Source organism: Anaerotignum sp. MB30-C6 (assembly GCF_030908465.1).
Lineage (GTDB): Bacteria > Bacillota > Clostridia > Lachnospirales > Anaerotignaceae > Chakrabartyella.
This window is the reverse complement of the sequence record NZ_CP133078.1, coordinates 2843489-2869814: the sequence shown is the minus strand read 5'-3', so window position 1 is coordinate 2869814 and position 26326 is coordinate 2843489. Positions and strand designations below refer to the sequence as shown.

37 protein-coding genes and 1 tRNA gene are annotated in these 26326 nt (G+C 39.9%); 36 read left to right on the top strand and 2 right to left on the bottom strand.

Features of this window, described 5'->3' with window-relative positions:
* The first annotated feature begins 120 nt into the window (after positions 1 to 120).
* The 33 genes from RBQ60_RS14015 to RBQ60_RS13855 all read left to right on the top strand — a co-directional run bounded on the left by RBQ60_RS14015 (position 121) and on the right by RBQ60_RS13855 (position 20262).
* Positions 121 to 603 carry a DUF4352 domain-containing protein gene (locus tag RBQ60_RS14015; protein WP_307884294.1) on the top strand — a complete coding sequence of 161 codons (483 nt, stop codon included), beginning with the start codon at positions 121 to 123 and terminating at the stop codon, positions 601 to 603.
* Between the two features lie 74 nt (positions 604 to 677).
* Positions 678 to 1088, top strand: coding sequence for an HNH endonuclease (locus tag RBQ60_RS14010; RefSeq protein WP_307884293.1), 411 nt, complete (start codon positions 678 to 680; stop codon positions 1086 to 1088).
* Between the two features lie 126 nt (positions 1089 to 1214).
* Positions 1215 to 1673, top strand: a complete 459-nt coding sequence (locus tag RBQ60_RS14005) for a P27 family phage terminase small subunit (protein WP_307884292.1) — start codon at positions 1215 to 1217, stop codon at positions 1671 to 1673.
* 6 nt (positions 1674 to 1679) lie between these two features.
* Positions 1680 to 3392 (top strand): terminase large subunit, encoded by a 1713-nt coding sequence (locus RBQ60_RS14000; RefSeq protein WP_307884291.1) that lies wholly within the window; start codon positions 1680 to 1682, stop codon positions 3390 to 3392.
* Entirely contained in the window at positions 3373 to 3558 is a 186-nt protein-coding gene (locus tag RBQ60_RS13995; RefSeq protein WP_307884290.1) for a hypothetical protein, read from the top strand. Before RBQ60_RS14000 ends, RBQ60_RS13995 begins: the two co-directional genes overlap by 20 nt.
* The gene (locus RBQ60_RS13990; protein WP_307884289.1) at positions 3555 to 4799 is read left to right on the top strand and encodes a phage portal protein; all 1245 of its coding nucleotides are present in this window, start codon (positions 3555 to 3557) and stop codon (positions 4797 to 4799) included. Before RBQ60_RS13995 ends, RBQ60_RS13990 begins: the two co-directional genes overlap by 4 nt.
* A complete protein-coding gene (locus RBQ60_RS13985) occupies positions 4799 to 5527 on the top strand; it encodes a head maturation protease, ClpP-related (protein WP_307884288.1) in 729 nt (242 codons plus the stop codon). The genes RBQ60_RS13990 and RBQ60_RS13985 overlap by 1 nt, the downstream gene beginning before the upstream one ends.
* Position 5528: 1 nt before the next feature.
* Positions 5529 to 6701 carry a phage major capsid protein gene (locus RBQ60_RS13980; protein ID WP_307884287.1) on the top strand — a complete coding sequence of 391 codons (1173 nt, stop codon included), beginning with the start codon at positions 5529 to 5531 and terminating at the stop codon, positions 6699 to 6701.
* A gap of 68 nt (positions 6702 to 6769) precedes the next feature.
* Complete coding sequence (locus RBQ60_RS13975; RefSeq protein ID WP_307884286.1) at positions 6770 to 7012, top strand: hypothetical protein; 243 nt, start codon at positions 6770 to 6772, stop codon at positions 7010 to 7012.
* 12 nt (positions 7013 to 7024) lie between these two features.
* On the top strand, positions 7025 to 7348 hold the full coding sequence (locus RBQ60_RS13970) for a hypothetical protein (protein ID WP_307884285.1): 324 nt from the start codon (positions 7025 to 7027) through the stop codon (positions 7346 to 7348).
* Positions 7349 to 7359: 11 nt separating this feature from the next.
* The gene (locus RBQ60_RS13965) at positions 7360 to 7689 is read left to right on the top strand and encodes a phage head closure protein (protein WP_307884284.1); all 330 of its coding nucleotides are present in this window, start codon (positions 7360 to 7362) and stop codon (positions 7687 to 7689) included.
* Entirely contained in the window at positions 7689 to 8186 is a 498-nt protein-coding gene (locus RBQ60_RS13960; protein ID WP_307884283.1) for an HK97 gp10 family phage protein, read from the top strand. The genes RBQ60_RS13965 and RBQ60_RS13960 overlap by 1 nt, the downstream gene beginning before the upstream one ends.
* On the top strand, positions 8186 to 8686 hold the full coding sequence (locus RBQ60_RS13955; protein ID WP_307884282.1) for a phage tail terminator family protein: 501 nt from the start codon (positions 8186 to 8188) through the stop codon (positions 8684 to 8686). The genes RBQ60_RS13960 and RBQ60_RS13955 overlap by 1 nt, the downstream gene beginning before the upstream one ends.
* Positions 8683 to 9786, top strand: coding sequence for a phage tail sheath C-terminal domain-containing protein (locus RBQ60_RS13950; RefSeq protein ID WP_307884281.1), 1104 nt, complete (start codon positions 8683 to 8685; stop codon positions 9784 to 9786). The genes RBQ60_RS13955 and RBQ60_RS13950 overlap by 4 nt, the downstream gene beginning before the upstream one ends.
* A gap of 11 nt (positions 9787 to 9797) precedes the next feature.
* Entirely contained in the window at positions 9798 to 10220 is a 423-nt protein-coding gene (locus tag RBQ60_RS13945) for a phage tail tube protein (RefSeq protein ID WP_307884280.1), read from the top strand.
* A 72-nt stretch (positions 10221 to 10292) separates the two neighbouring features.
* The gene (locus RBQ60_RS13940; RefSeq protein ID WP_307884279.1) at positions 10293 to 10685 is read left to right on the top strand and encodes a hypothetical protein; all 393 of its coding nucleotides are present in this window, start codon (positions 10293 to 10295) and stop codon (positions 10683 to 10685) included.
* Positions 10686 to 10852: 167 nt separating this feature from the next.
* The gene (locus tag RBQ60_RS13935; protein ID WP_307884278.1) at positions 10853 to 12421 is read left to right on the top strand and encodes a tape measure protein; all 1569 of its coding nucleotides are present in this window, start codon (positions 10853 to 10855) and stop codon (positions 12419 to 12421) included.
* A gap of 10 nt (positions 12422 to 12431) precedes the next feature.
* Entirely contained in the window at positions 12432 to 12791 is a 360-nt protein-coding gene (locus RBQ60_RS13930; RefSeq protein WP_307884277.1) for a hypothetical protein, read from the top strand.
* Between the two features lies 1 nt (position 12792).
* Positions 12793 to 13746 (top strand): XkdQ/YqbQ family protein, encoded by a 954-nt coding sequence (locus RBQ60_RS13925; protein ID WP_307884276.1) that lies wholly within the window; start codon positions 12793 to 12795, stop codon positions 13744 to 13746.
* Positions 13747 to 14109 carry a DUF2577 family protein gene (locus tag RBQ60_RS13920; protein WP_307884275.1) on the top strand — a complete coding sequence of 121 codons (363 nt, stop codon included), beginning with the start codon at positions 13747 to 13749 and terminating at the stop codon, positions 14107 to 14109. It begins immediately after the preceding gene.
* Positions 14109 to 14549: a DUF2634 domain-containing protein gene (locus RBQ60_RS13915; RefSeq protein ID WP_307884274.1), complete on the top strand. Its 441-nt coding sequence runs from the start codon at positions 14109 to 14111 to the stop codon at positions 14547 to 14549. The genes RBQ60_RS13920 and RBQ60_RS13915 overlap by 1 nt, the downstream gene beginning before the upstream one ends.
* Positions 14546 to 15586 carry a baseplate J/gp47 family protein gene (locus RBQ60_RS13910; protein ID WP_307884273.1) on the top strand — a complete coding sequence of 347 codons (1041 nt, stop codon included), beginning with the start codon at positions 14546 to 14548 and terminating at the stop codon, positions 15584 to 15586. The genes RBQ60_RS13915 and RBQ60_RS13910 overlap by 4 nt, the downstream gene beginning before the upstream one ends.
* Positions 15586 to 16119, top strand: a complete 534-nt coding sequence (locus tag RBQ60_RS13905; RefSeq protein WP_307884272.1) for a putative phage tail protein — start codon at positions 15586 to 15588, stop codon at positions 16117 to 16119. Before RBQ60_RS13910 ends, RBQ60_RS13905 begins: the two co-directional genes overlap by 1 nt.
* Entirely contained in the window at positions 16119 to 16709 is a 591-nt protein-coding gene (locus tag RBQ60_RS13900; protein WP_307884271.1) for a hypothetical protein, read from the top strand. The genes RBQ60_RS13905 and RBQ60_RS13900 overlap by 1 nt, the downstream gene beginning before the upstream one ends.
* Before the next feature lie 17 nt (positions 16710 to 16726).
* Complete coding sequence (locus RBQ60_RS13895) at positions 16727 to 17041, top strand: hypothetical protein (RefSeq protein ID WP_307884270.1); 315 nt, start codon at positions 16727 to 16729, stop codon at positions 17039 to 17041.
* Positions 17038 to 17193: an XkdX family protein gene (locus tag RBQ60_RS13890; protein WP_307884269.1), complete on the top strand. Its 156-nt coding sequence runs from the start codon at positions 17038 to 17040 to the stop codon at positions 17191 to 17193. Before RBQ60_RS13895 ends, RBQ60_RS13890 begins: the two co-directional genes overlap by 4 nt.
* Before the next feature lie 68 nt (positions 17194 to 17261).
* A complete protein-coding gene (locus tag RBQ60_RS13885) occupies positions 17262 to 17510 on the top strand; it encodes a hypothetical protein (RefSeq protein WP_307884268.1) in 249 nt (82 codons plus the stop codon).
* 4 nt (positions 17511 to 17514) lie between these two features.
* Entirely contained in the window at positions 17515 to 17817 is a 303-nt protein-coding gene (locus RBQ60_RS13880) for a hypothetical protein (protein WP_307884267.1), read from the top strand.
* Entirely contained in the window at positions 17801 to 18157 is a 357-nt protein-coding gene (locus RBQ60_RS13875; RefSeq protein WP_307884266.1) for a hypothetical protein, read from the top strand. The genes RBQ60_RS13880 and RBQ60_RS13875 overlap by 17 nt, the downstream gene beginning before the upstream one ends.
* Positions 18154 to 18762, top strand: a complete 609-nt coding sequence (locus RBQ60_RS13870; RefSeq protein WP_307884265.1) for a hypothetical protein — start codon at positions 18154 to 18156, stop codon at positions 18760 to 18762. Before RBQ60_RS13875 ends, RBQ60_RS13870 begins: the two co-directional genes overlap by 4 nt.
* Positions 18763 to 18955: 193 nt before the next feature.
* Positions 18956 to 19564, top strand: coding sequence for a dCTP deaminase (gene dcd / locus RBQ60_RS13865; protein WP_307884264.1), 609 nt, complete (start codon positions 18956 to 18958; stop codon positions 19562 to 19564).
* 3 nt (positions 19565 to 19567) lie between these two features.
* Positions 19568 to 20038 carry a hypothetical protein gene (locus tag RBQ60_RS13860; RefSeq protein ID WP_307884263.1) on the top strand — a complete coding sequence of 157 codons (471 nt, stop codon included), beginning with the start codon at positions 19568 to 19570 and terminating at the stop codon, positions 20036 to 20038.
* Positions 20035 to 20262: a DUF1653 domain-containing protein gene (locus tag RBQ60_RS13855; RefSeq protein WP_307884262.1), complete on the top strand. Its 228-nt coding sequence runs from the start codon at positions 20035 to 20037 to the stop codon at positions 20260 to 20262. Before RBQ60_RS13860 ends, RBQ60_RS13855 begins: the two co-directional genes overlap by 4 nt.
* A 354-nt stretch (positions 20263 to 20616) precedes the next feature.
* Here the strand turns inward: RBQ60_RS13855 and RBQ60_RS13850 are convergent.
* A tRNA-Gly gene (locus RBQ60_RS13850) sits at positions 20617 to 20687 on the bottom strand.
* Positions 20688 to 20846: 159 nt separating this feature from the next.
* Here RBQ60_RS13850 and murA point away from each other — a divergent pair.
* The 3 genes from murA (at position 20847) to ftsH (ending at position 24561) form a co-directional block, all read left to right on the top strand.
* Entirely contained in the window at positions 20847 to 22109 is a 1263-nt protein-coding gene (gene murA / locus RBQ60_RS13845) for a UDP-N-acetylglucosamine 1-carboxyvinyltransferase (protein ID WP_307884261.1), read from the top strand.
* Positions 22110 to 22201: 92 nt separating this feature from the next.
* Positions 22202 to 22636, top strand: a complete 435-nt coding sequence (locus RBQ60_RS13840; RefSeq protein WP_307884260.1) for a MarR family winged helix-turn-helix transcriptional regulator — start codon at positions 22202 to 22204, stop codon at positions 22634 to 22636.
* A gap of 59 nt (positions 22637 to 22695) precedes the next feature.
* Positions 22696 to 24561 (top strand): ATP-dependent zinc metalloprotease FtsH, encoded by a 1866-nt coding sequence (gene ftsH / locus RBQ60_RS13835; RefSeq protein ID WP_307884259.1) that lies wholly within the window; start codon positions 22696 to 22698, stop codon positions 24559 to 24561.
* 513 nt (positions 24562 to 25074) lie between these two features.
* Here ftsH and RBQ60_RS13825 read toward each other — a convergent pair.
* Positions 25075 to 26319 (bottom strand): stalk domain-containing protein, encoded by a 1245-nt coding sequence (locus RBQ60_RS13825; RefSeq protein WP_307884258.1) that lies wholly within the window; start codon positions 26317 to 26319, stop codon positions 25075 to 25077.
* Positions 26320 to 26326: the final 7 nt, after the last annotated feature.

The window sequence follows — 26326 nt, the reverse complement described above, 5'->3', positions numbered from 1 at the left end:
TAAGTGATTCAAAATCCTCCGAGAAAGGGGCATCGTTTAGGCGGTGTCCTTTTTGTTGCAAAAGATTGCAGATATTGGAAAAATATAGTAGTATAGTTGTAAAAAGAATCGGGGGCGGTAATGATGAAGAAATGTGCGATGTTAGGAATTGTTTTTATGTTATCCTTCGGGATGATTGGATGTGGAGGCGAAACGGACACAACAGCCAGCCAAGAGGAGACTGCTAAAGTAGAGCGAGGCGAATCGACAGAGGTAGAACAAGGTGTATCTGTTGCATTGAATGGTGTAACCACAACAGAGGAAGATCATTGGGATGAATTGGAAGAGGGCAAGGAATTGCTCGTGCTGGATGTAAGCATAACAAACCATTTTACAGATGATTATGAGTTTAACCCTTATTATTTCACATTACAGGCAAATGGCAAAAGCATGCTTGTGTCAGATGAAAGACCGAAAGATACAGAAACGCTTAACAGCTATAAGGTAGCACCAGAAGAAACATTAAACGGCATCATATGCTTTGATGTGGACAAGGGGACGACAGAATACAGAATCTTCTATACCGACGCTGATGATATGGATATAGAGTTGACTTTAGATTAAATAAATAATAAATAATCTACAAGCCTTGCAGAGATGCAGGGCTTTTGTTATGCAAAGAAAGGGGCGGTAGGTAGATGCTCAAAAAGACTTGCAAGTGTGGAAAGCTTATCAATTACAATGAAAAGTGTTGTAGCGACTGCGCTGTCCAAAAGAAAGAGCAAACAGCCTACTACGACCGATATAAGCGTGACAAGGAAAGCTATTCTTTTTACAGGAGTAAAGCTTGGCTTGATATTAGAGCTGTTGTTATGGGGCGGTACAATGGATTGTGTTTGTATAGTTTGTTTATTGATGGTCAAATAGTTCCAGCAGATGTGGTGCATCACATAACAGAATACAGCAAGGATAAAAGTAAGGCGCTGGACATTGACAATCTTATCCCGTTATCAAATGGGGTACATAGTATGCTCCATGGTAACTATACGGAGGATGCAAAGCGGATGCTCCTTGGCTTGCTAGACAGATGGAAAAAAGAAATGAATTGAAATACTTGGTGATGCATGGGAGACCCTAGGGGGTGCAAAAAAGTTTGGGACGATGTGCCCAAGACCGCATATACTCTATCACTTAAAAAAATTGCCAGTTTGAGAACTTTGAGAGGAGGTGGTCATATGGCAAACATAAAGCCGGCAGATCTACGGACTGGGAAAACTGGAAAAGACGAAATTGAAGATAGAAAAAAGGCAGAAGAAAAGTTAAAAGGGAAAAAGAAAATCCCTAGAAAGCCCAAAGGTGAATTGAACGAAAGTGGGATTAAGCTATACCAAGAAATTATCAAGCTTTTACCTGACGATTTTTTAAGCGGTGGAGATACCTACGTCGTAAGCATTGTGGCTGACGCATTGTCTCGGATGGATGAGTGTAGAAAAATACTTAACTGCAATGGGATGTTTAATGAAAGCGGGATTGAAATGGATGCCGTAAAAACATATGAGCGCTACTCAAAAATTTTTGATAAGTTTTCAAGCAAATTAGGACTTTCGCCAAAAGATCGCGCTGCCTTAGCTGTGCTTAAAATCAATTCAGAAGATGAAAAGACTGATCCTGTTCTGCAGGCATTAAGGGAGTGATTAACCTTGATTTTGTTGGAGCGGGCGGTAAAGTACGCCAAGGATGTTGTTGCAGGCAAAGAAATAACTACAAAAGAGGTTATTTGCCAGTGTAAAATCTTCCTTATGGATTATGAAGAAAGGCAATACGCCGAAGAATTTCAATACTATTTCGATGAAAAAGAGTTAAAGAAGATAAACAATCTTTTAAAATTATTCAATTATGCTACTGGTTTTGTAGCTGGGAAACAGGTGTTAGCATATCTAGGGCCATACCAATGTTTTTTAATAACAAATGTTTTTGCTTGGAGGTTCAAAGATAACTCCAAAAAATTTAAGCATAATGACATTACTTTGTTTATTGCGAGAAAGAACGCTAAGACAAATACTGTGGCATTGATTTTTATATTGTTGATGCTTACAGAACAGGAGTACAGCGAATTCTATTCGATTTGTTTAACAAAGGAGCTTGCAGCAGAAATTAGAAAGGCTATGGTTCAATTACTTGATGCCAGTCCGCATATAAGAAAACACTTTACTGTGAGTAAGACACTTACAGGAATGATTGAATGCAAGCTTACTCATAGTTTTTATCAGCCAAGAACAGCAGAGAGTGGGAAGAACAACTCTGTGCGACCATCGGCAATCTGTTCGGATGAACATGCTAACTTTCAGAATGCTGACAACTTCAATGCTTTAAAGGGTGGACAACAAAATGTTATAAACCCTCTTGTTTTCCGAACTACTACAGCTTATGCGATATCTAATTCAATCATGGAGGAAGATATTGAATACATAAGAAAAGTATTTGACGGTGTGGTTGAGGACGAAAGGCAGTTTGCTCTTTTGTACTATGCCGAGGAAGAACATTTATGGGATGATACTGGCATTTACCAGGCAAACCCTTTGCGGATTGAGGAAAACTACGATATCGTCCGGGATAACCGAAAAAAAGCAAAACTCAAACCGCAGGAGAAACTTGAATACATCACGAAGAATATGAATAACTTTTTGCCTAGTAATAGTGGTGATCCATATATTAAGTTTGATGCATGGAAAAAATGCAGAGTCGAAAGTGTTGATTTTGAGGGGAAAGAAGTTATTGTTGGGGTCGATGCTTCACTTACCATTGATTTAACAGGAATGACTATCATGTATGAAGAGAATGGGGTTTATTATTTGAAATCTCATGCTTTCTTACCTGAAAATACACTAGAAGAACGTCGGGAAAAAATCGACTACCACAAAATGCAGGGTTTGGGACATTGCACAATTACCCCGGGGGACATTGTTGACTACAACCTACTAAAAGAGAGGATAAGGGGCATTGAAGATAAATACAAATGCAAAGTCAAGGCGATTGCTACAGACCCTTATAATATCATTGCGACAATGCAGGAGTTGGCAGAGGAATATGATGTAATTGTATTGAAACAGTCTTATTCTGTGCTTTCTCCGTCTATCAAGCAGTTTAGAGACGATGTCTACAAAGGCATTGTCAAATATGAAAAAAACAGCCTCCTTGATTGGAATATGAGCAATACTGCAACGGTTACAGGCAGGACGAGTGGAGACATTCTGCTGAATAAAGTTAACAAAAATAAGACCAGAATAGACATGGTTATGGCTACAATTTTTTCGTATTCTCAGCTATTCAACCAAGAGAAAAAGGTTGAATATACAGAGGATTACATCAAAGACTTTTACGGGGGGTTTGGAGTTGAAAAAGAAGAAAATTAAAGAGTTTATGCGAAAGTTTTCAGCAGAAATACTTTTGTTGATAGGAATTTCCTTTCTGTGCATTGCCACAGCAAGAATAGACATTACGTTGATGTTGTATCTAATCGGCGTGTCGTTCTTCGCTAGTGGTATTTTTATTGCAAAAAATCGAGGTGATAATGATTGAGATTGTTTGGGATTAAGACAAAGGATATTCGGGCTGACACAGTATACAGCTTGAACGACAAGGAATTTCTAAAGGTTTTGGGCATTGACGTTGACTCTGTAGGTAATAGGTTGGGTGAAATTACTTACTTTACCTGTCTGAAGTTGCTCAGCGAGATTATGGGCAAGTTGGATGTAAGAATCTACAAAAATACCGAGAAAAAAGGGAAAGAAAGGGCTTTAAACCCTCGATTGGAGTACCTTCTCAATGTGGAGCCAAACAAATACTACACAGCCTCAACCATGAAACAGGCGATCGAGTTAAACAGAAACCATTATGGAAATGCCTACGTTTATATCGAAACACAAAAAAAGGGGAGAGCCGCAGGGGAAATAAGAGCGCTTTGGCTTCTTCCGACAACAGAAGTTACTATTTGGATTGACGACAAAGGGGTATTTGGGCGGCCTAATGGGGTTTGGTATGAGTGGCAAGATTCTAGGACGGGCAAACGGTGGATTTTTAGATCTGATGAAATTCTTCATTTCAAAAGCTCTGTCTCTTTTGATGGTATTAGCGGAATAGCAATAAAGGACATTATCGGTATGCAAATTGATTCTGCCTACTATGGCGAACGGTATATACACCGGCTACATAAAGGCAACATGGTAGCAAATAAAGTTCTTTTGCACTATACAGGCGATATGGAGAAATTGGGCAAGAGAGCGCTTGTGGAGTCAGTAGAGGAATTTAGTAGAACTGGCACTTACATACCTGTACCGCCAGGAATTAAGCCGGACGTCCTTGATTCAAAATTGGTAGATAGTGAATTTAGCGTTTTGAGTAAAGCTAAGGCGTTGGCGATTGCGGCGGCTTTCGGCATATCCCCAAATGGAATCAATGATTATTCCAAATCAAGTTATGCAAACAGCGTTACGCAACAAACAAGCTTGTATGTAAATACCATGCAACCAATTTTCAAAGGCTACGGAGAGGAATATACTCGCAAGATGGTGCTATCCAAAGAAAAAGGCTCTACCTTTATGGAGATTGAAACAAAAGCCTTGTTTAAAATGAATCCGATTGAGCAAATGGATGTACTGCATAAAGGTGCTCAAAGTTTCCTTGTGACTCCAAATGAGGGCAGGGAGGAACTTGGGTTGCCTTATTCCGACCATCCCAAGGCTAACGAATTGATTGGAAATGGCAACATGATTAACCTGGACAATGTTGGAAGTCAGTACAAGAAAGGCGGTGAAAATTAATGGGGAAAATTGAAATCAAAGGTCCTATTATCTCGGACGGCGATCAATGGATTTATGATTGGTTTGGTATACCAGCGACAAGCCCTAGCAAGGTCAATAAAGCGCTTTCCGAAATGAAAGACAGCGAAGATGTAGAGGTTATCATAAATAGCGGCGGCGGTTCGGTTTATGCAGGTTCAGAAATATACACGGCCTTAAAATCTCATGCAGGAAAAACGGTGGGCAAAGTAGTGGGAATTGCGGCGAGTGCTGCAAGTGTGATAGCTATGGGGGTTAAGTGGCTTGAAATTTCGCCCACTGCGCAAATTATGGTGCACAGAGCATCAACTTTTGGAAGTGGCAATAAAGAAGATTTTGAGCATGTAGCGGGTGTATTGTCTGGCATTGATGCATCTATAGCAAATGCTTACGAGATTAAGACTGGCCTGTCCGCAAATGAGTTGCTTGATATGATGTCGAAGGAAACGTGGCTGACAGCGCAGAAAGCAAAAGAATTAGGCTTTGCCGATGCGGTTATGTTTGAAACGGAGCCTGTGATTGTAAATTCAATCGCCGATAGTGGGGGCATGTTGCCACAGGGGGTAATTGACAAAATAAGAAGTGAGCTAAAGGGCGAGCTGGGCGCAGAAGAACCAGCGGTAGAAACAGACGCTCAAACAAATGAGAAATTGCAACTTGCAAAAGGAAAATTAAACTTAAAAATGACAATACGAAAGGGGAACAAATAATATGAAATTATCTGATGCATTAAAGTTGGATTTGGGGAAATTGCAGAACAAAGCGGAGGAACTGGTAAAAGATGATGCCGCAACATTGGAACAAATTGAAGCCATTACTAAAGAAATGGAGAATTTGCAGGCAAAAATTAAAATGCAGGAACAAGTTGAAAATGCGGAAATGGATGAGGTAATCGCCGAGATTTCTGGTGGTGGTATGTCTCCGCTGGACAATGGTGCTAACGACAAGATCGTTTATGAAGATGCTTTTTATAATGCCTTGGCGGGTAGAGCGTTAACCGCCGAGCAGAATGAAATGCTTTTAAAAGTAAATAACGCCCTTTCTAGCGGCACCGGAGAAGATGGCGGCTATTTAATTCCAGTAGATCAGCAAGTTTCTATTAATGAGTTAAAAAGAGCCTTTGAGCCTTTAGAGGGGCTTGTAACTGTAGAGCCGGTATCCACTCTAACGGGTAGTCGAAACTTAGAAAAGGATGCACAGTACACGCCGTTCGTAGAGTTTGCAGAAGGTGAAAATGTACCCGAAACCGATTCTCCTCAGTTCATGAACATTACATATCAGATTAAGGATCGTGGTGGTATCTTGCCAGTTCCAAACAATCTGCTTGCGGATAACAAGGCGAATTTGCAAGCTTACCTTAACAGATGGTTGGCAAAGAAATCCGTCGCTACCCGCAACAAGTTAATTGTAGATTTGCTGAACGCAAAGGCAAAAACAGCCATTGCGGGCATTGATGATGTAAAAAATGTTCTGAACGTAACCCTTGATCCTGCGATCTCTGCTGTGTCAGAAATCATTATGAACCAAGATTCATTTAACGTGTTTGATAAGATGAAGGATGTGGATGGAAAGTACCTCTTGCAACCAGACCCAACTAATCCCACAAAGAAACTCCTTGCTGGTAGACCCGTAAAGGTTGTATCTAATAAAACGATTGCTACCAGAACGGATGCTACTACAAGTAAAAAGTATGCCCCTGTTATTATTGGGTCTTTGAAAGAAGCAATCGTGCTTTTTGATAGACAGGCAACTTCATTGCTTGCAACCTCCATTGGCGGCACAGCATTTGGGAAGAACAGGACTGAAATCAGAGCAATTACTCGTGAAGATGTAAAAGGCTTTGATATGGAGGCTATTGCTTACGGCGAAATCGAAGTGCAGTAAGTAGCGTTGGCGTGAATAGTGCCTTGCGTTTTGCAGGGCACTCTATTTTCAAAGAGAGGATGGGGCATATGAAGATTAGGTGTTTGGTTGGCTGTAATGGTGTTGGCTACGAGAAGTTCGAAGTAGATGAAATCAGAGATATTCCTAAAGAAACTGCGGAAAAATTAGTTGATTTTGGCTATGCAGAAAAATTATCCACCAGAAAGGGTTCCGGCAAGAAAGACGGTGCTGATGGCGAAGCAGAGCCTGACGCAACGGGAGAGGTTGATGGGGCTGACGGTGCTGATGGCGAAGCAGAGCCAAAAGAATAAGGCGGCGATACAATGAATGGGTTGGATATTGTAACTTCTCGGGAGGCGGCTGATTGGGTAAGGGCGGACTATAATGACCCTGTGTTGGAAGAACTCATACAGGTGTCATATGACTATGCCAGTGGAGCCATAGATGGCTTTGATGAGAAAACTAAGAGCGCAAAGTTTAAGCGCAAGTTAAAGCTGTTCATGCAAAATGCAATTGTTTCTATGTATGATGATAGAGGTATGATTGGCGGAGCTGCAGGAGAGTCCAAAGAACACAAAGTGAAATTCATCAACCAATCTATTTTTATTCAGTTGCAGTATGGGACGTACGCAGAAACGGATTTGTAGGGGGTGGTATCGTGCAAGATATAGCAACAAAACTCAATAGAAAAGCCGAACTATGGGGCAATAAAGACAAAGAAAACGAGTTAGGCGAACTTGACCAAGAACCAGTCAAAATCAAGGATTTGTATGTTGCCATTATCCCACAAACTGGAAAGCTGCAAAACGGGCAGGGAAATACAATTCTTAGCAGTGTAACGACAAAGTTTATATGCAGATACCAAAAAGGAATCACATATGATATGTGGTTGGTCTACAATGGTACAAGGCACGACATAAAGTACATCCTAGACCCTTATGCAGAACATGCAATTTTAGAAATATTTTGCGAGGAAGTGGTTGAGTAATGGTGGAAGGCTTTAACACAAAAGAATTGACAAAGTTTGAAAATGAATTGGTTTCTCTAGCGATCAAAGAGATGCCAAGAAGAGCAAAGGGTTTTATGAAAAAAGAAGGCAATAAGCTTAAGAAAAGAACCTTGTCACGAGCCAAGACGGTTGTTAAATCGAGTGGTAACAATACAGAAGATGGAAAACAGCACAAAAAATACCACAATTCAATTAAGCGAGGCAAGCCCTACCATAAGGATGGCAAGCTATGTATCCGGGCGTACTCAAATGCACCGCACGCTCACTTGCTTGAATATGGTCACAGGCAAGTTGTTAATCCGGGTAAAGGAAGGGGAAACGGTCGTGGTGTCGAGCCAGGGAGAGGCATTGGGCGAGAAATAGGATTTGTCCCTGGGCGCCATGTATTTAGTGGTGCAGCCGATGAGTTTCAGGATGATTACTATAGAGACACGCAAGATTTTATTGACGATGTACTAGACAAGGGGTTGAGTTGATGCTTACTTTAATTGAAATTAATAAAGCTATAAACAACACAATTAAAAAAGCCTTGGGGTTTACAGATTTCAAAGACGTTCCGTTGTGTCCTGAGGATGTGACGGAGCCTATTATCAGACCGTCAATAAAAGTTGAAATGGACAGTTCGAAAAACGGCCGACTAAACTCGTGTATGCGTGAAAAAACTCTAACAATTAGGGTTTATTTTTTTGCGAGCAATTTAAGAAAATACAAAATTGAAAACCTAAAAATGCAGGATGTACTAGAAAATGCTTTCCTCGACGGATTATATGTCGACGGCGCATATATTCCGATTGAAGAGGTAGAGTCAGACGTCACTGACACGGTTTTGATTTGTAGTTTCATTTTATATTTGGCCGAAGGCGGGGCTGTATGGCAGGATACAATCGACCCGATAACGGGCGATGAGATTAGTCCGGGAACCAATGAGCCAGTTGAGATAATGGAAGAAATTGAGTTGAAAGGAGAGTTGAAATGATTAAATTGCCAAGTATTGAGGTAATTTTCAAGCAAAAAGCAACCTCGCTAATTAAGCGAAGCGCAAGAGGCATTGCGATTTTGATTGTAAAAGATGATACCGTAAAAGATGATCCAGATAAGAGCTTCTCTTATAAGGAGTATAAAAATATCACTGCGGCAGAGGCTGAAAAAGATAACTATACGGCGGAAAATATGCAGTATATTCGGGATGTATTTGGTTTTACATTGAACAAGGTTTGTATTGTCAGAATTGATGCGGTAGGTGGCACGGTTGCCGATGCACTCGTAACGCTAGAAAGAAATATTAAAACAGGATGGGTCACGATTGCGGGCGGAACGCCAGAGGATTTTACAACCCTATCTAGCTGGGCGAAAACCAAAGAGACTGAGAGGAAATCATACAAATCTGTCTGTTATAAAGCAACCGCACCAGATTGCAAGCATATTGTCAATTTCTACAACGATAAAGTGATTTTTGCAGACAAAAGGGGTGAGGTTACAGGCGAAAAATATTGCCCTAGCCTGCTTGGCATTCTGGCGAGCAGCAATGTAATGAAAAGCGTTACAAATTTCCATTGCGCTAATCTTGTGAGGGTATTAGAAGTAGTTGACAGCGAAAAGGCTGTCGGCGAAGGAAAATTTGTACTGCTTAATGATGTTGATAAAGTAAGAATCGCACTCGGAAACAACTCTATGACTACCACAGACGGGCTAAATGCAACCGAAGACATGAAATTTATTGATATCGTTGAGGTGATGGATCTAATCAATGACGATATATCCGACGTATTCAAAAATGAATACCTAGGGAAGTACAAAAACATCTATAACAACCAAGTGTTATTTATTAGTGCAATAAATACATACTTCAAAGAGTTGGCTAGGGATTACATTCTTGACCCTAACTATACCAACAAAGCGGATGTGGATGCAGATACACAGCGGTTGGCGTGGGTTGGCACAGGAAAAGCAGAGGCCGAGGATTGGGACGATCAGACCGTAAAGAACAATGCGTTTAAGCGCACTGTTTATTTGTTGGGAGATATTAAAATTTCAGGTGCCATGGAGAACTTGAAATTTGTCGTTAATTTGGCGTAAGGGGTGAGACGATGAAGAAGAATAGAATTTTAACCGGTACCACGGGAAATGTATGGCTTGATGGTCAGTTATTAGCACAAATCAAAAGCATTGAGGCGAAGATTTCAGGCAATTACGAAGAAGCGGACTTTGTTGGTGATTTTGCAACCCATCATGTATACACAGGATGGACAGGTGAAGGAACTCTTGTGTTGCACAAAATAGACAGTACAGCATTAAGACTTTTGGCGGATAAATTCAAGACGGGAGTAGAGCCTGATTTGAAAATCGTAACTCAGTTAGAAGATAAGAACACTAAGAAGTCGGAGCGTGTGGCGTTATCTGAGATTGTGTTTACAGAGATGATGCTGGCCAAGTTCGAGAGTAAAGCGTTAATTGAAGAAGAACTTCCTTATAAATTCTCGGATTATGAGGTGCTTGAAATGATCGCTTAAAATGATTTAGTAAATGTGTCTAAACACCTGTTTTAGCGGGTGTTTGATTTGATTGCGAAGGGGCGGAAAAGTATGCAAAAAGGCAAAATGGAACAAATGACTTTTGATGAATTGATTGCAATGAGAACAAAGAAAGAGGAACGGGTACAAAAGCCGGTTGAAATCTTAATTCCGTCGGCAGGGAAAACCATGATTTTTAGCAGGCCGAAAGATGAGTTTGTTCTTGAAATCGTGGATGAAATTGGGTTGCGACAAACTACAGAGCAAACCGCAGAAAGTTATAGAAAGTTGATTTATCACTGTTGCTCAATGCTGCAAAAGCCAGAATTGCATGAACAGCTTGAAGTTAAAGACCCGTACGATGTAGTTAGGGTTTTATTTGAACTAGCTGATATCTTGGAGGTCGGTTCCGAATTGCTTGGAGCGTCTGGAATTGGCAGCTATGCCGACGAAGTAAAAAACTGATAAAGCACGATGCAGACTTTGAAATGTATGCCTTTTATGTGTTGCGAGGTTGGAGATTATCTGACCTCGCAAATTTAAGTTATGCCGAGAAGGTATTTCTGCATTGTGCAAGAGAGCGTTTTTACGAAGAGGAAATGGCAAAGTATAATGCGTTGGGGGTGAAATGATTGGCAACCAAGGTGATTAACACAATATTAACGCTGAATGACAAGATGAGTCGCCCATTGATGCGAGTTTCAGCAAACACGAAAGATGTGCGAAGGCAAGCCAATAAGGCCAGCAATGCAATCAAGAAGTTTGGGAAAGATTCCATTAAGTCAATTGATAAGTTGGTTAAGCGCACCGCACAGTTCGGCGCCGTGGCTGCGGGATTTGCTGTGAGGTCAATCATAAAGCAATCTGATGCATACTCAGATATCCAGGCGAGATTAAAACTAATCAATGATGGACAGCAAACGGTGGAGGAATTCAACAAAAAGATTTTTAAATCAGCGGATGATGCAAGAGTTAAGTACCAAGATATTTCTGCAACTGTGGCAAAGTTGGGAATTGTTGCGGAAGGTGCATTTAAAAATAACGATGAAATCTTAAAATTTACAGAGCTTCTTGCCAAAAGCTTTAAGATAGGTGGAGCAAGTGCGGAAGAACAAAGTGCCGCTATGTACCAATTAACACAGGCCATGGGGGCGGGACGCTTGCAGGGTGATGAATTCCGTTCTATCATGGAAAACGCGCCAACGCTTGCTCAGGCGATTGCTAAGGAAATGGGCGTTACCGTTGGCCAATTGAAAGACATGAGTCAAGAGGGGAAAATCACCTCTGATATTATTAAAAGAGCTATGTTTAATTCAGCGGATGAAATAAATGATAAGTTTAAGCAAATGCCCATGAAATTCAGCGATGCCGCTGATAAAATCAGGAACAAGATTACAGAGAAGTTGCAACCGACTTTTGAAAAGCTATCAAAATGGATTAATTCAAAGGAAGGAACAGACACGATAAATTCTATCGGGGATGGAATTGCGGCAATGGCGGAACATGCACCAGCCGCTATTGAGGCAATTAGGGAAATAATTAAAAAGATTATAGAAAACAGAGAAGCGATTCTGAATGGGATAAAGCTTTTTGCGGGCTTTTATATCGGAGTAAAGATTTTTGCAGGAATTGCAGCAGCAATTGAGGCGGCAAAGATAGCGGTATTTATATTTAGCGGCGTTTTAAGCATGACGCCAATCGGATGGGCCATTGTAGGTATTTCGCTTTTAATCGGCTGGTGCTTGATATTTCCTGAAAAAGTTAAAGCAATGGCCGATAGAATCGCAAACATGTTTAGTAAACTAAAGGAGCGCGTCAAGGGAAACTGGCAAGAATTAAAAGACTTTTTTAAAAACCCTATTAAAGCTACTGTTGAATACATCAAAAAAGGTGATGAGAGAGTTAAGGAACGCCACGAAAAGGGGCAGATATGGCTACAGGGGGTAAATGGAGTCAAGGATACAAATGCCCTAGGAACTTCATATTGGAAAGGTGGCTGGACTTCGATTAACGAGCAAGGGCCTGAAATTGTAAATCTTCCCAACGGCTCGCAAGTTATCCCGGCAGATAAAACAAAAGGCATTTTAGGAGGAAGAAGTGTTAGTATTGGAAATATAGTTATTAACGCTAAGGGCATTACAGCGGATGAAGTGGCGCAAGAAATTGTACCCAAATTAAAAATAGCGTTGGCAAATATGTAGGGGGTGCGGTATGGATATTTATATAAGCTTAAACAACAGGGGTCGAGTAATTAAGTTGCCGTACCTTCCGCCTGAATTTACGATAACAAGCCCCCAAGGGAATGAAACATACCAGACAGTCAATGGGGAATTGAACCTTATCGGCAATATGGGGCTGAAGGGGTTGTCCTTTAGCAGCTTTTTAGATGACTGGGAAATTGTCCGCACTTTTGAAGAATTACGTACACAGAAAATTCCGTTTCGCATTATTATTACTGAGGCAAGTATCAATATGGCGGTAACCATTGATAACTTTGATTACAGCATGAAGAAAGGCAAGAAAATATACTATTCTCTAACTTTAAAGGAATTTTCTTTTGGAGGTGTTTAAAGTGGTGCTAGTTGTAAATGGCAAGGATATAACTGCCATGGTGGGCAATATCTCTCTCGATAGCAATACTGACACGTTAGGAGATCAGCTTAATTTTGAAATGGCATACGTAAATTATTTGAATCACCAGGTAGACGTGGGGGATGTAGTTCAGCTTTTCGACATTAAAAAAGAAGTATTCGTGGGAGTTGTTGTTGCGAAAAACATCAAAGAGCGAAGTCGAGATTTTATTTGTTTCGATTTTGCTTTTTATTTGAATAAATCAAAGGTAATTAAGCAATTTAACAATGTTTCGGCTGACGCCGCAATTAAGCAGTTGCTAACGGAATTTAGTGTTCCGATAGGCAGCATTGCGCCCATGAAAACAATAATCAAAAAGATTTACTATGATAAAGAAGTGTCCGAGGTTATCAAGGATATCATGGAAGAAGTAAAAAAAGCCACAGGCATTAGATATATTATGGAAATGAATAGAGGAAAGCTGGAAATTTACAAGGCTGCGGACAAAGTTGTCAAAGCCACCGTGAAACTGGCAGATAATGTTGCGCCCATAGATTGTATGACAACCATTAGTAGTCCTTCAAAGAGCAGAAGCATTGAGGAAATGAAAAACTCTATAAAGCTGTATGTCGGCAACGAGAGCAAGGTTCAAGTTTATGCCGAAGCAAAGAATGATAGTTTAATTAGTAAATACGGCTTACTGCAAGAGACTCAATCGCTGGAAGAAAAAAACATTGCTCAAGCAAAAAATATTGCGAACAACCTCTTGAAGGAGTTAGGCAAGGTCGTGGAAACAGCAGAAATAACAGTGCTAGGTAACTTCGATTTAAGGGCCGGGCGAATCGTGGAAGTGCATGAGCCATCAACAGAGATTAGCGGCAAGTATCGCATAAAATCTTGCAACCACGAAATCGGAGCCCTTCATAAAACAACATTGGAATTGGAGGTGGTGTAGTTGGATCCATACGTAGAGTTAGCGACGGAGTTTAAAAAGCGTGACAATCCATCCATTCAAGGAATTACAATTGGTACTGTCTTGTCACCGCCGCCTAACCTTGTGATTAATGTGAATGGTTTCGTTTTAGATAAAGGACAGTTAGTAGTTGCCGATTATTTATTAAGCGGCTATAAAAGGCGAACTATGCACACGGTGGAAGTGAGCCGTGAAATTATCGGTTCAACGCACGAACATACCCACACCGTGACCATTCCAGATGAAACCTTCACGGATACATTGAGGACAGGCGATAGGATGATTGTGGTAGCAAGCGCTGATAACGAAATCTACTATGTATTATCGAAAGTGGGTGTATTGTGATGTTTCCAAAGGTGACCATGTTTCCCGTTGTGGACGTTGCAAATGCCCAAAAGGAAGAATCAAGGGGGAAATCGTTCTTATTTGACTTTAAAAAAGGCGATTTTGTAACCATTGATGGGCGGTTAGTTGAGATTGATAGCCTTGAATCGGTTAAGGTTTGGATACTCAAAATCCTAAAGACGGAAAAATTTAAGTTTAAAGTATACGACAATGGACAGCAAGAGCAGTATGGTATTAGCTTGTTAGATTTTATTAACAAAGGCTATCCTATTGATTTTGTGAAGGTAGAAATTGAAAGAGAGGTAAGGCAGGCATTATCAAAGAATCCTGAAATTACAAGGGTGCATAGTTTCATTTTCTTAACAGAAAAAAGAAAGTTAGTTTGTGAATTTACGGCCGAAACGATATACGGCGAAGTCGAAAGCGGGGTGATTGTATGACGGTAACAAGAGAAGGATTGCGGAGCGGGATGTTGGGAAATGTCTCTAATAACTACGATAAGACCGAAGGGTCTTTTTTTTATGATGCCATTGACCCTGTGGCCATTGAGTTGGAGAAATCCTATGCAGAACAAGAAAAAATATTAAAGAATGGGTTTGCCCAAACTTCCGAAGGAGTGCACCTAGAACGGAAATGTGCAGAAATTGGAATCAAAAGAAAGTTGTCAACAAAATCCACAGGTACGGTGCAAATTACAGGGACAGCAGGGGCAAGCATTACAAAAGGTAGCTTGGTTGCATCCGAAGCAGTTACTTTTGAAATTTTAGAGGATAAGACAATTGGAGTTTCGAAGGTAGAGAATGTAGCCGCACAATGTGTTCAAGGCGGTTCGATTGGCAATGTGCCAAGTAACGCTATTAAATTTTTTCCTGTCACTTTAGCAGGGGTTGAAGCAGTTGCCAATGCCGAGCCATTTAGCGGTGGGTATAACGAAGAAGCAGACGATAGCCTAAGGCAACGGTACTTCGAAAAGGTAAACGCACCAGCTACAAGTGGAAATACATTTCATTACAAACAATGGGCAAAGGCCGTAACTGGCGTTGGCGATGCGAAGGTTTTTCCATTATGGAATGGAAATGGCACAGTAAAGGTTGTAATTTGTGACAGCAATAAAAGAGCGGCAGACAGCAATCTTGTAGCTGATACGGCGGCATACATTGAAACGCAGCGACCGATAGGGGCAACAGTAACGGTGGAGAGTGCGACAGAAAAGCCGATCAATATCATCGCTACAATTGTATTTGCAAATGGTAGAACATTGGAACAGGCAAAGGTAGATTTCGAAAAAACTCTTACTGAATATTTCAAAGAGATTGCTTTTGATAAAACATATGCTAGTTACGCCAAAATTGGCAGCCTACTTTATGATACCTACGGCATCGCCGATTATTCCGACTTAAAGGCAAATAACGGAATTGTAAATATTCCCTTATTGGATACAGAAATACCTGTGCTTGGAACGGTGGTGTTGTCCTGATGCTGATAGGGTATTTACCAAATTATTACAAAGATAGTGAGGTTTTTAGAAATCTTCTCAAAGCATTTACAGACGAAATCAATAAAAATAATTACTCTATTTCCGACTTGGAGAGTCAGCTTTTTGTAGGCACAGCTACTTGGGGGTTGTCTATTTGGGAAAAAGAATGGGGGATTTACACAGATGAATCTAAGCCGTATGCCGAACGCAGAGAAGTAATCAAAGCAAAAATGAGAGGTGCTGGAACTTGTACGGTTGAAATGATTAAAAACACTGCTCTGGCTTACACAAATGCTGAGGTTGAAGTGATTGAACATAATGAGAATTATTCATTTGTTGTGAAATTTGTAAGTGTAAAGGGCATACCGCCAAATGAGGATGATTTTAAAAGGACGGTAGATATAATTAAGCCTGCCCATATCGCCTATACACTGGAATACACTTACACGGTTTGGGGCGAGCTGAAAAAAACAACATGGGGAAATGTTAAGGCAGGAACTTGGGGTGAACTGAAAACAAGGATGGTGATTTAATGGCACAGTATACGACTAATTATAACTTGGTTAAGCCTGCGGACAATGAGACAGCGGACATTGCTGTTATCAATGCAAACATGGACAAAATCGACACTGCAATTGCCGAAGCAGGAAACAATCCCCAGTTGGAAGCGGATGTGGCGGAGATTAAACAAGATGTTGGAACAACGGTGGACACTGGGGGCAGTGAAGCAGGGGGGACGATATTTGGGAAACTGAATAGAATCATTCAGGATATTCTAGGGATGATTACAAATTTAGGAAAGCCTACTGATACAGGGGCAACGGTAACCACAGGAAGCATGTTTGCAAAGTTAAATTCTATTCTTTCAAAAGGATGCGTTAAAAGTGTACAGTGTGGTACTGTTAGCATGGATTCAGTTACTAAACAAGTTACTATTTCGCAAGTTGATTTAAGTAAATCATTTGTTCTAATTAATTTTTACTCTGGTTCCTTTGTTTCATATTCAACTATAGATATAGGAGTTGCTGTACACTTCTCTAATTCTACAACGCTTAATTTTCGCAGTACTGCATATACGTATTATACTACCGTTGCTCATTGGCAAGTAATTGAATTTTATTAAGGAGAGGAGTGATTATAATGTATTACTATGCACAGCTAGATGAAAATAATATTTGTATAGGTGTTTCTCAATTGTCAGGAAAAGTTAATCATTCACTTATGATTTCAATAGATTCATATGATAATATGCTGATGGGTAAAAAATATAACAATGGTGCATGGGAAGAAATAGAACACCCCAAACCAACACCAGGGCCAACAGATATGGAATTACTCATGCAGGCAAATACCGATGCAGAATTGCGTGACTTAGAAATACAACAAGGGCAGGAAATGTTAGCCCAGCAAATGACGGATATTGAATTGGCAGTGTTAGGAGGTAATGCAGTATGAGTACAGTAGAAAAAAGCCAGATGTATGATTCATTAAAAGCAAGGTATGAAAAGAATTTTGTTAGGAAAGACCAGCTTGCTCAGTATGTTGGACTTAAAAAAATAACTACGGCAGAGTACAAGGAAATCACAGGTGAGGACTTGGTAGTTTAACAAATACATTAATTAAGAAAAGGTTCGGGAGAGATTCCGAGCCTTTTGCATTGTAAAGGGGTGAATTTATGACTTGGGAAATCGCACTAGGCATCTTTGCATTGCTCGGCTTTGTGATTGCATTGGTGAAACCGATTGTTTCACTAACGCAGGTTATTACAAGACTAAACAGCAACTTTGAAGCACTGACAAAGGAGTTTAGAGAGTTTAATAAGGCAAATCGAAATGAACACAAAGAGTTGTGGGACCATAACGCCGAACAGGATAAATTGTTGCGGGACCACGGCCAGCGGCTTCATGATTTAGACGGGAAGTGAGAGCATGAGAAGGAGAAAGATAACCTTTTCCAAACGGGCGGTAAGATGGCTGTTAATCATTGCATTATTTGATTTGCAGCTTTCTTACCTTCTTGCGTTTCTGGGGCGAGAACAGATAGCTGAAACCCTATCTATTACTGTAGTGACAGAGATTATTGCGGTTATGCTTGGGTATTTTATGAAGTCCTTCAAGGAGACCAGGGAGGAGGAAAGGGTTCGTTTGGATGAAAGACAACAGGAAATAGACGAAAAACAGGCATTTGTTGAGGATTTAAGAAAGGGGCTGGATAATGATGTGGCTGGTTGAGAATTGGATTTTAATTGTTGCGGCAGTTGCGATATTGGCTGTTGTGGGTTCGTTTGTTTTAGAATTTTATGGTTTGCCCACAAAAAAACAGGTGGAAACCATTAAGGAATGGCTATTGTATGCCTGTATGGAGGCAGAGAAGGAATTCAAGGGGAGCAAAACAGGGGTGTTAAAACTAAGGTATGTTTACGATTTGTTTGTTACCCGTTTTCCATCTGTGGCAAAAGTGGTGCCATTTAGCATGTTTTCCAGTTGGGTTCTTGTGGTGTTGGAAGATATGAGAATGCTATTAACAGAAAATAAGGCAATTCGGGAAGTTGTAAAGGGGGATGCGGCATGAGTTTAACTAACATCGGTCTGGTGGCATTCGTCAAGACAAAGCTGGGTACGCCCTATGTTTATGGCATGAAAGGCACCGTTATGACACAAGCCAATTTTAACTATCTATACGAAAGGCATAGAAAGTATTTTCCAGCCAGTGATGAAAAGAAAGTAGGCAAAGTCTGCGTAGACTGCTCTGGCTTAATTAGCTGGTACACAGGCAAGATCAAAGGCTCTGGTCAGTTTGCCGCAGAAAGCAAGTTGCAACCAATCAATACAATCTCCCTTGCCCCCATTGGTGCGGCGGTGTGGAGACAGGGACATATAGGGGTATATATCGGCAACGGTGAAGTAATTGAGGCTAGGGGGAGTGCTTACGGGACTGTACGGACGAAGGCAAAAGACAGGGATTTTACACATTGGTTCTTATTGAGGGATATTGAGTACATAGAGGGGGACGAGGAAATGATAACGAGAGAAAAAATCATCGTGAATGGTAAAGAGTGCGAAGTGGATATGATCCGTAAAGATGGAACTACATATATCAAGACAAGGGACATTGCCGAGGTGCTAGGGTTGAAGGTAGGCAGTAAGGGTAAGGTGCCAGTGATTGATACGAAGTGATTTTGGGGTGGTGTAAAAGCCACCTCTTTTTTGTTTGCGTATTTGCAGTAATATGATACGAATTTTATCTTGACTTTTTTAAAATGTGTGGTAGAATATTGATTTTCTAGTTTTATAGGATTATAATCATAGTTAAATAGAAATTTACGGAAATTTTCCAATACTGGAATTTAACTAAACAGAGGGTGAGAAAATGGTATTAACAGATAAGCAAATAAGAGAAATGTGTGTTGAAGGTAATGAAAAACTGATAACTCCATTTCAGGAGAACGCTTTACAGAGCGAATCATACGATTTGTCTATTGGTACACAAATCTCTGTATTAAAAAAAGAAGTACGTTGCATTGATCTTGAAAAACAGAATGAAATCGATAAAATCTATGAATCTATAGAAATTGATAGTTCTGGTTATGTGTTGTCACCACAAGAATATATTTTGATTACTTTGAAAGAACAAATTAATTTACCAAGTAGTTTAACTGCACATATTCGTCCTAGGACTAGATTTACAAGATTGGGATTAATAGTGAGCGACCAGCATTGTAATTCTACCTATTCTGGAATTTTGAAATTAGGTTTATTTAATGCAACTAATTATGCAATAAAAATCACTCCAAATCTAAGAGTCGCACAGATTGTTTTTGAGGAACTAAAGGAAATACCGAGTGAGGAAAAATTGTATAAAAACAAAGAAAATGCAGTTTATCAGAATGAAGAACATTTTATTGGAGCTAAATTTTCAGATGAAGTTAACAAGTATATAGATGAGGCTGTTGGGATTTTACTAGGAAGAAGAGAGTAAACTATGTCGAAGAAGCTGAATGAAATTGTTGATAAACTTTTGAGTACAAATACAGAAGCAACTGAAGCTTTAAAAAAGGCACATGATGTAGATAAAAATGGTTTAACAATTGGCGAGATATTAGGAGCTGCAAAAGAGACCATAATAAGAGAAATTTATGATGAGATAAAGGAAGAGGTTTGCGAAGATGCAATCTTAGCAGCCGAAATTAAAATGAATGAAAAGGTAAAAATAAAACAAATTAAAGAAATGAATGCATTAGCTATCACAGGTTTATTGTTAGCACTCATTGTTGGAATATTGGTTAACCAAGTAACTGAAATAATTATGTTCTTAAAGGGATCATTAGAAAATGGTGGACTAATCCCCACAATTATAATAGCTATTTTATTTTTGGTGGCAGCACTTATTATAACATTCGGTTTAATAATTAGGAATATTCTAGATATTTTACAAAAAGGAAAAAAATCATGAGAGAAGTAATAGTAAACGGAATATATAAGCATTTTAAAGGAAAGGGTTACAAGGTAATTGCAATTGCCACTCATTCAGAAACAAATGAAAAATATGTTGTATATCAGGCTTTGTACGAAGATCAAGATGTTTTTGTAAGACCGTATGATATGTTTATTTCCGAAGTGGATAGAGAGAAATACCCAGATTCAACACAAAGGTTTCGTTTTGAATTAGTTAATTAATTGGTACTTAATATAAAAATCTCCTCCTACCCGAGGAGAATTTTTATTGCAACAAAAAGAGCCAGACCGAAGCCTGACTCTTTGCTAATTGTTCACGACAGACCGCCCTGAAAGGGGCTGTTTTTTTGTTTAAAAAATAAAATAAAGACAAAAATAAAAATACCCCCTCAGAAAGAGAGGGTGTAAGTCAATATTGCGTTGCATTACGTGTTGCATCTCATGTTGTATGAGTTGTATTTTTCTACATTTAGATAAAGTTTAATTCATCAAAATGAACTTGCAAAAGAGGTGTACTTCTTAGTGCTTTCAAGGTTTCTTGATGTTTACAATGGTTTCGTGGTATTAATGAAAAAAAGCGGATGATGGGAATCGAACCCACCTCTAAAGCTTGGGAAGCTTTCATTCTACCAATGAACTACATCCGCAGGACATGTATCAATTATACCATAAGTTTCAAAAGTGTAAAGGTGGAAATTAAACAAAAATTTTACAAAAACGGCTTATATTTTATAGGTTGCTTTCCAGACCAAAGGACATACTAAAAGAGCAATCATTATTTATTTTTTAGAACGCGAGGGATGGTTATGGAAAAATTTGTTATTCGTCACACGGATTCTCTACAGGGAACGGTAAGAATAAGTGGTGCCAAGAATGCCGCTTTACCAATTTTAGCCGCTTGCTTGTTAACCTCTGAGCCGTGTTATATTGAAAATGTACCTCCGCTTACAGATGTAATTTATATGCTGGAGATGCTAAAAGGCTTTGGGGCAGAGGTCGCCTACGATAAGGAAAAAGAATCCATCTGTATTCATGCAAAGGAATTGACAACGCTGGAAAGCAGCTATGAGAAGGCTGATAAAATGAGAGCCTCCTTTCTTGTAGCGGGTCCTCTGATTTCTAGGTATGGTCAAGCCAAATTGCCTTTGCCTGGGGGGTGCCAAATTGGAAGCAGGCCTGTAGATTTGCATTTAAAGGGATTTCATTGTATGGGAGCGAAAAGTAGGCAAGAGCATGGGGTAATTGATTTGACAACGAAAAAGTTAAAGGGTGCAACCATCTATTTAGACTTTCCCAGCGTGGGTGCAACAGAGAATATTATGATGGCAGCGGTATTGGCAAAAGGGAAAACCATAATTGAAAATGCAGCGGCAGAGCCAGAAATTATTGACCTAGCGGAGTTTTTGCGGGAAATAGGGGCGGATATCCAGGGGGATGGTACAGATACAGTTGAAATTACCGGGGTAAAAGAGTTAGAGGGAACCACCCATAGCGTCATTCCCGATCGTATTGAAGCAGGAACATTTATGGTAGGGGCGGCGATTACTGGGGGAGATATCGTGTTAGAAAATGTGAGAGAAGAACATTTAAAGCCTGTCATTGCGAAGCTTGCAGAATGTAATGTAAAAATTGAAGCCATTCCTCAAGGGCTCCATGTTTATAGAAAGGGAAAACTTCAACCCTTACAATTAAAAACTATGCCATTTCCTGGGTTTCCTACGGATATGCAAGCTCAATTTATGAGCTTAATGACGCTGGCAAAAGGAACCAGTATGATTACGGAAACCGTCTTTGAAAATCGTTTTATTCACGCAGGGGAACTACAGCGTATGGGTGCAGATATTCGTATAGATAGCCGTAATGCCGTGATTGAAGGTGTGGAAGAATTGACAGGTAGTAAAGTACGGGCAACGGACTTAAGAGCCGGTGCTGCTTTGATTTTATCAGCTTTGGCGGCAAAGGGGGAAACGGAGATCGGTGAAATTCATCATATCGAACGTGGGTATTATAAAATTGATGAAAAACTAAGAGCATTAGGTGCAGATATAGAGCGAAAAGAGGAAGTTTAAGGAATTATATTAAAATCTTAATATTTATGTCATTGACCTCAAATTGTTAGGGTGCTATACTGTTAGCAACCTAACAATCGGGGGTGAAAACAATGAATTATAAATTAAAATTTTGCGTTGAATTAAAGTCAATTGTAAATTTAATTTGTCGTAAAATTGGGCAGCAACCATTTTGTAATGGAGAAGAGAATTTGACCTCAGTGCAGTTTTGGATGATTGAATACCTTTATGAGAATCAAAACCGTGATATTTTTCAAAGGGATTTAGAATCGGATTTTAATATAAGAAGGTCTACCGTTTCAGGAATTCTTCAAAACTTAGAGCGTAAAGGGTTGATTCGAAAACAAAGCGTTAATCAGGATGCAAGGTTAAAAAAAATAACGTTAACAGAGGATGCAGTGTCCATACATCAGGAAATGTTCCAAAGAGTTGCTGAAATGGAAGAAACATTGACAGAAAATATTACAAAAGAAGAATGGATTGTTTTTTATAAAGTTCTTGAAAAGATAAAATCAAATTTAAAATAACCATTATTCTGAATCAAAACCAATACATAAATAGGGAAAAGTAGAAAGAGAGTGAATCTATGGAAAATAAAAAGAAACCGTTTGTTTATTACTGGCTGATGGTTTTGTTATTCATGGGGATTATAAACATGGTTTTGTTACCTATGTTTACAAAGGATGCAGTTAAAAAAGTAACTTATGATGTATTTTTAAATGAATTAAAGGGTGAAAATGTTAGTGAAGTACAAGTGAATGAGGATGATATTTATTTTGTTTTAAAGGGTGTCACCGAAGGAGAAACAGAAGTCACCCCAGAAAAGGTATTCATTACTGGACGTATGGATGATAGTATGCTGGTGGACCGCTTGGATACAGCGGGAGTCAAGTTTAATGAAGTAAAGCCCAAAGAGATTTCTCCTTGGATTAGCACACTCATTATGCTGGTTGTTTTTGGTTTAATCTGGCGTTTTATTATGAGTAAAATGATGGGTAAAGTAGGGGGCATGGGCGGCAACGCCATGGCATTTGGTAAGGCAAATGCAAAAGTTTATGTAAAGGCACAAACGGGTAAGACCTTTGCCGACGTTGCGGGACAGGATGAGGCAAAGGAAGCTTTGAGTGAAATTGTAGACTTCCTTCATAACCCTGAGAAATATACAGATGTAGGGGCGAAAATGCCTAAGGGTGCCTTATTGGTTGGCCCTCCGGGAACGGGTAAAACCCTTTTGGCTCAAGCCGTAGCAGGTGAAGCTAGTGTGCCTTTCTTTTCCATCTCTGGTTCAGAGTTCGTAGAAATGTTTGTTGGTATGGGCGCGGCCAAGGTTAGAGATTTATTTAAGCAGGCCAATGAAAAAGCGCCATGTATTGTATTTATTGATGAAATTGACACCATCGGTAAGAAAAGAGATGGCGGTGGTATGAGTGGGAATGACGAGAGGGAGCAAACGCTAAATCAGCTTTTAACAGAGATGGACGGTTTTGATGGTAAAAAGGGTGTAGTTATTTTAGCGGCAACCAATAGACCGGAGACGTTAGATAAGGCTTTGTTACGCCCTGGTCGTTTTGATAGACGTATTCCCGTGGAATTACCCGATATGAAGGGCAGAGAGGCCATCCTTAAGGTTCATGCCACAAAAGTGAAAATGGAAGAAAATGTGGATTTTGGCCCCATTGCAAGGGCGGCTTCCGGTGCATCTGGGGCTGAGCTTGCAAATATTATTAATGAAGGTGCCTTGCGTGCCGTTAGAATGGGGCGTAACTTGGTGAGCCAGAGTGACTTGGAGGAAAGCGTTGAAGTTATTTTAGCTGGATATCAGCGAAAAGGTGCTGTTATTTCCAAACATGAAAAGGAAATTATTGCTTATCATGAGGTTGGACACGCTTTGGTAGCAGCAAAACAAAAAAATTGTGCCCCTGTTCATAAGATTACCATTATCCCTAGAACCTCAGGAGCCTTGGGCTATACCATGCAGGTAGATGAGGCTGAATATTTTTTAATGGACAAAGAAAAAGCCTTTAATAAAATTGCAACCCTTACAGGCGGACGAGTTGCAGAAGAAATTCAGTTTCATTCCATCACCACAGGTGCATCCAATGATATCGAGCAGGCCACTAGAATGGCAAGAGCCATGATTACCCGATATGGTATGAGTGATGAGTTCGGTATGGTTGCCTTGGAAACTGTGAATAATCAGTACTTAGGTGGAGATGCAACACTGGCTTGCTCCAATGAAACAGCTGCGAAAATTGACGTGGCGGTTATTCAAATGATAAAAGATGCCCATGATAAGGCTTACCGCATCATTTCAGAAAACAGAGAAAAGATGGATGAAATTGCGGCTTATCTCTTGGAAAAAGAAACAATCACAGGGGATGAGTTCATGGAGATTCTGGAAGGAAAGGCTGAAGAAAAGAAAGAAGAAGTTGAAGCAACAATAGAGGGTTAAACGAAAAATGAGGCAGAAGAGGATTAGGGCATCATCGTAAAACGGTGACGCCCTAACTTTATGTGGATTCATTTTTATAGCTTATGGATAATAACCAAAGCCTTTTGAATGTCTTTAATACCAGTGATTGCATACTTTCTTTATAGCTAAGAGGATTCGCACCTTGTAATGCAGTTACTACGCATTCCCTCAAATCAGGCTTATGGTAAAGCTTTAATACACTGCCGTGCTGTGATGGGCTTCTCGCCTGAAATATGCTTTAGATATTGGTCTGTGATTTCGTCAATTTTAAAGTCTACGTCCCATCTTGCATTGGCTGCAATTAAAAGGATTCCCCTTGTTCGAATATAAGAATTTCAAACACTGGTAAGCATGTTTGTCGTCAGAGTCGATTAAACCATTAATCAGATTTGTAATTTCCATTATATCATCACCTCTTAAAATATGTAACCAATATGTAAGCATTATAAAACAATGTGGGAGGATGTGCCGTTATCTTTAAGGGGAGATAGATTAATTCCCAGCATCGCTTAAAACCACAGGATCATTTGTATTAAAGGATACGGTGCTTCCATCAGTGGTCATAATGATGGTTCCACTGCGGAACGTGCCGTAAACCGTAGCACCGCTATTAAAATAACGTTCCAGCACAGCTCTGTGGGGATGTCCGTACTTATTTTCTTTCCCAGCTGAAATAACAACGTATTCTGGCTGTAAAATATCCAGTAGTTTTTGGGAGGAGGAGGTTGCTGAACCATGATGTCCAGATTTTAATACGGTTACATTTTGGAATTTGAAAAGGGCGGCTTTTTCTGCGTCCTTCTCCATATCTCCCGTTAACAATACAGATATATCACCATAATTTAACTGGGCAACCACACTATTATCATTGGCATCCTTGTACTCGTCTCCTGTTTCAATTATTTTTAGCTTTGCACCATAGCCTAAGTCTAGGGTCATATCTTCATCAAATAATATCTGACAGTTGGGCTCGTTTTGCGTTGCTTGCCAATATTCCTTGAAAGTTTTTGTATCCTTTTTGCTACCGCTATCAATGATTTTTGACACATCGTAGGCTTCAATCACATCGTCCAGCCCACCAATGTGGTCGGCATCGGGATGGGTAGCAATAACAAGATCCAAAGGTCCATCCACATAGGTTTCGATATAAGAAACCACATTTTTTCCGTCTTTATTATTTCCACCATCAATGAGGACTTCAAAGTCTTTATGATCAATGAGAATTGCATCGGCCTGATCCACATCGATAAAGTGTACGTTTAACTGACCATGGATATTTTCTGTGATGATGACGGCATTCCTTTTCTCATCCCATGTGACATTTGCACCAAAAGCCTCTAAAACAGGGCGAATAGGAAGATAAGTACGTCCATCTTCTATAAGTGCGGCAGTATCGGTGTTTTGTTGCACCCCATTAATCACAATAAAGGGTCTGCCGACGGGGACCTTTACCGAAGTATCGCCTTTTTTCAGGGTAACTGTTTTCGCTCCCTCATTCCAAGTTGTTTCACAGCCATAAGCATCCATAGTGGCCCTTAAAGGCACTTGCATACGTCCTTGTTCATCGGTAAAAGGAAACCCACTTTGTGTCGTAAATGTAACCTTTTCATTGTGGATATAGATGGCTGTTGATGAGGTATAGGCATAAACCACTGCCATAAACAAACAACAGATTGTCAGTGTAAGGCCAAACCGAAAGGTTTTTTTATTTCTTTTTATTTTTCTATTTGCACACATTTCTTTT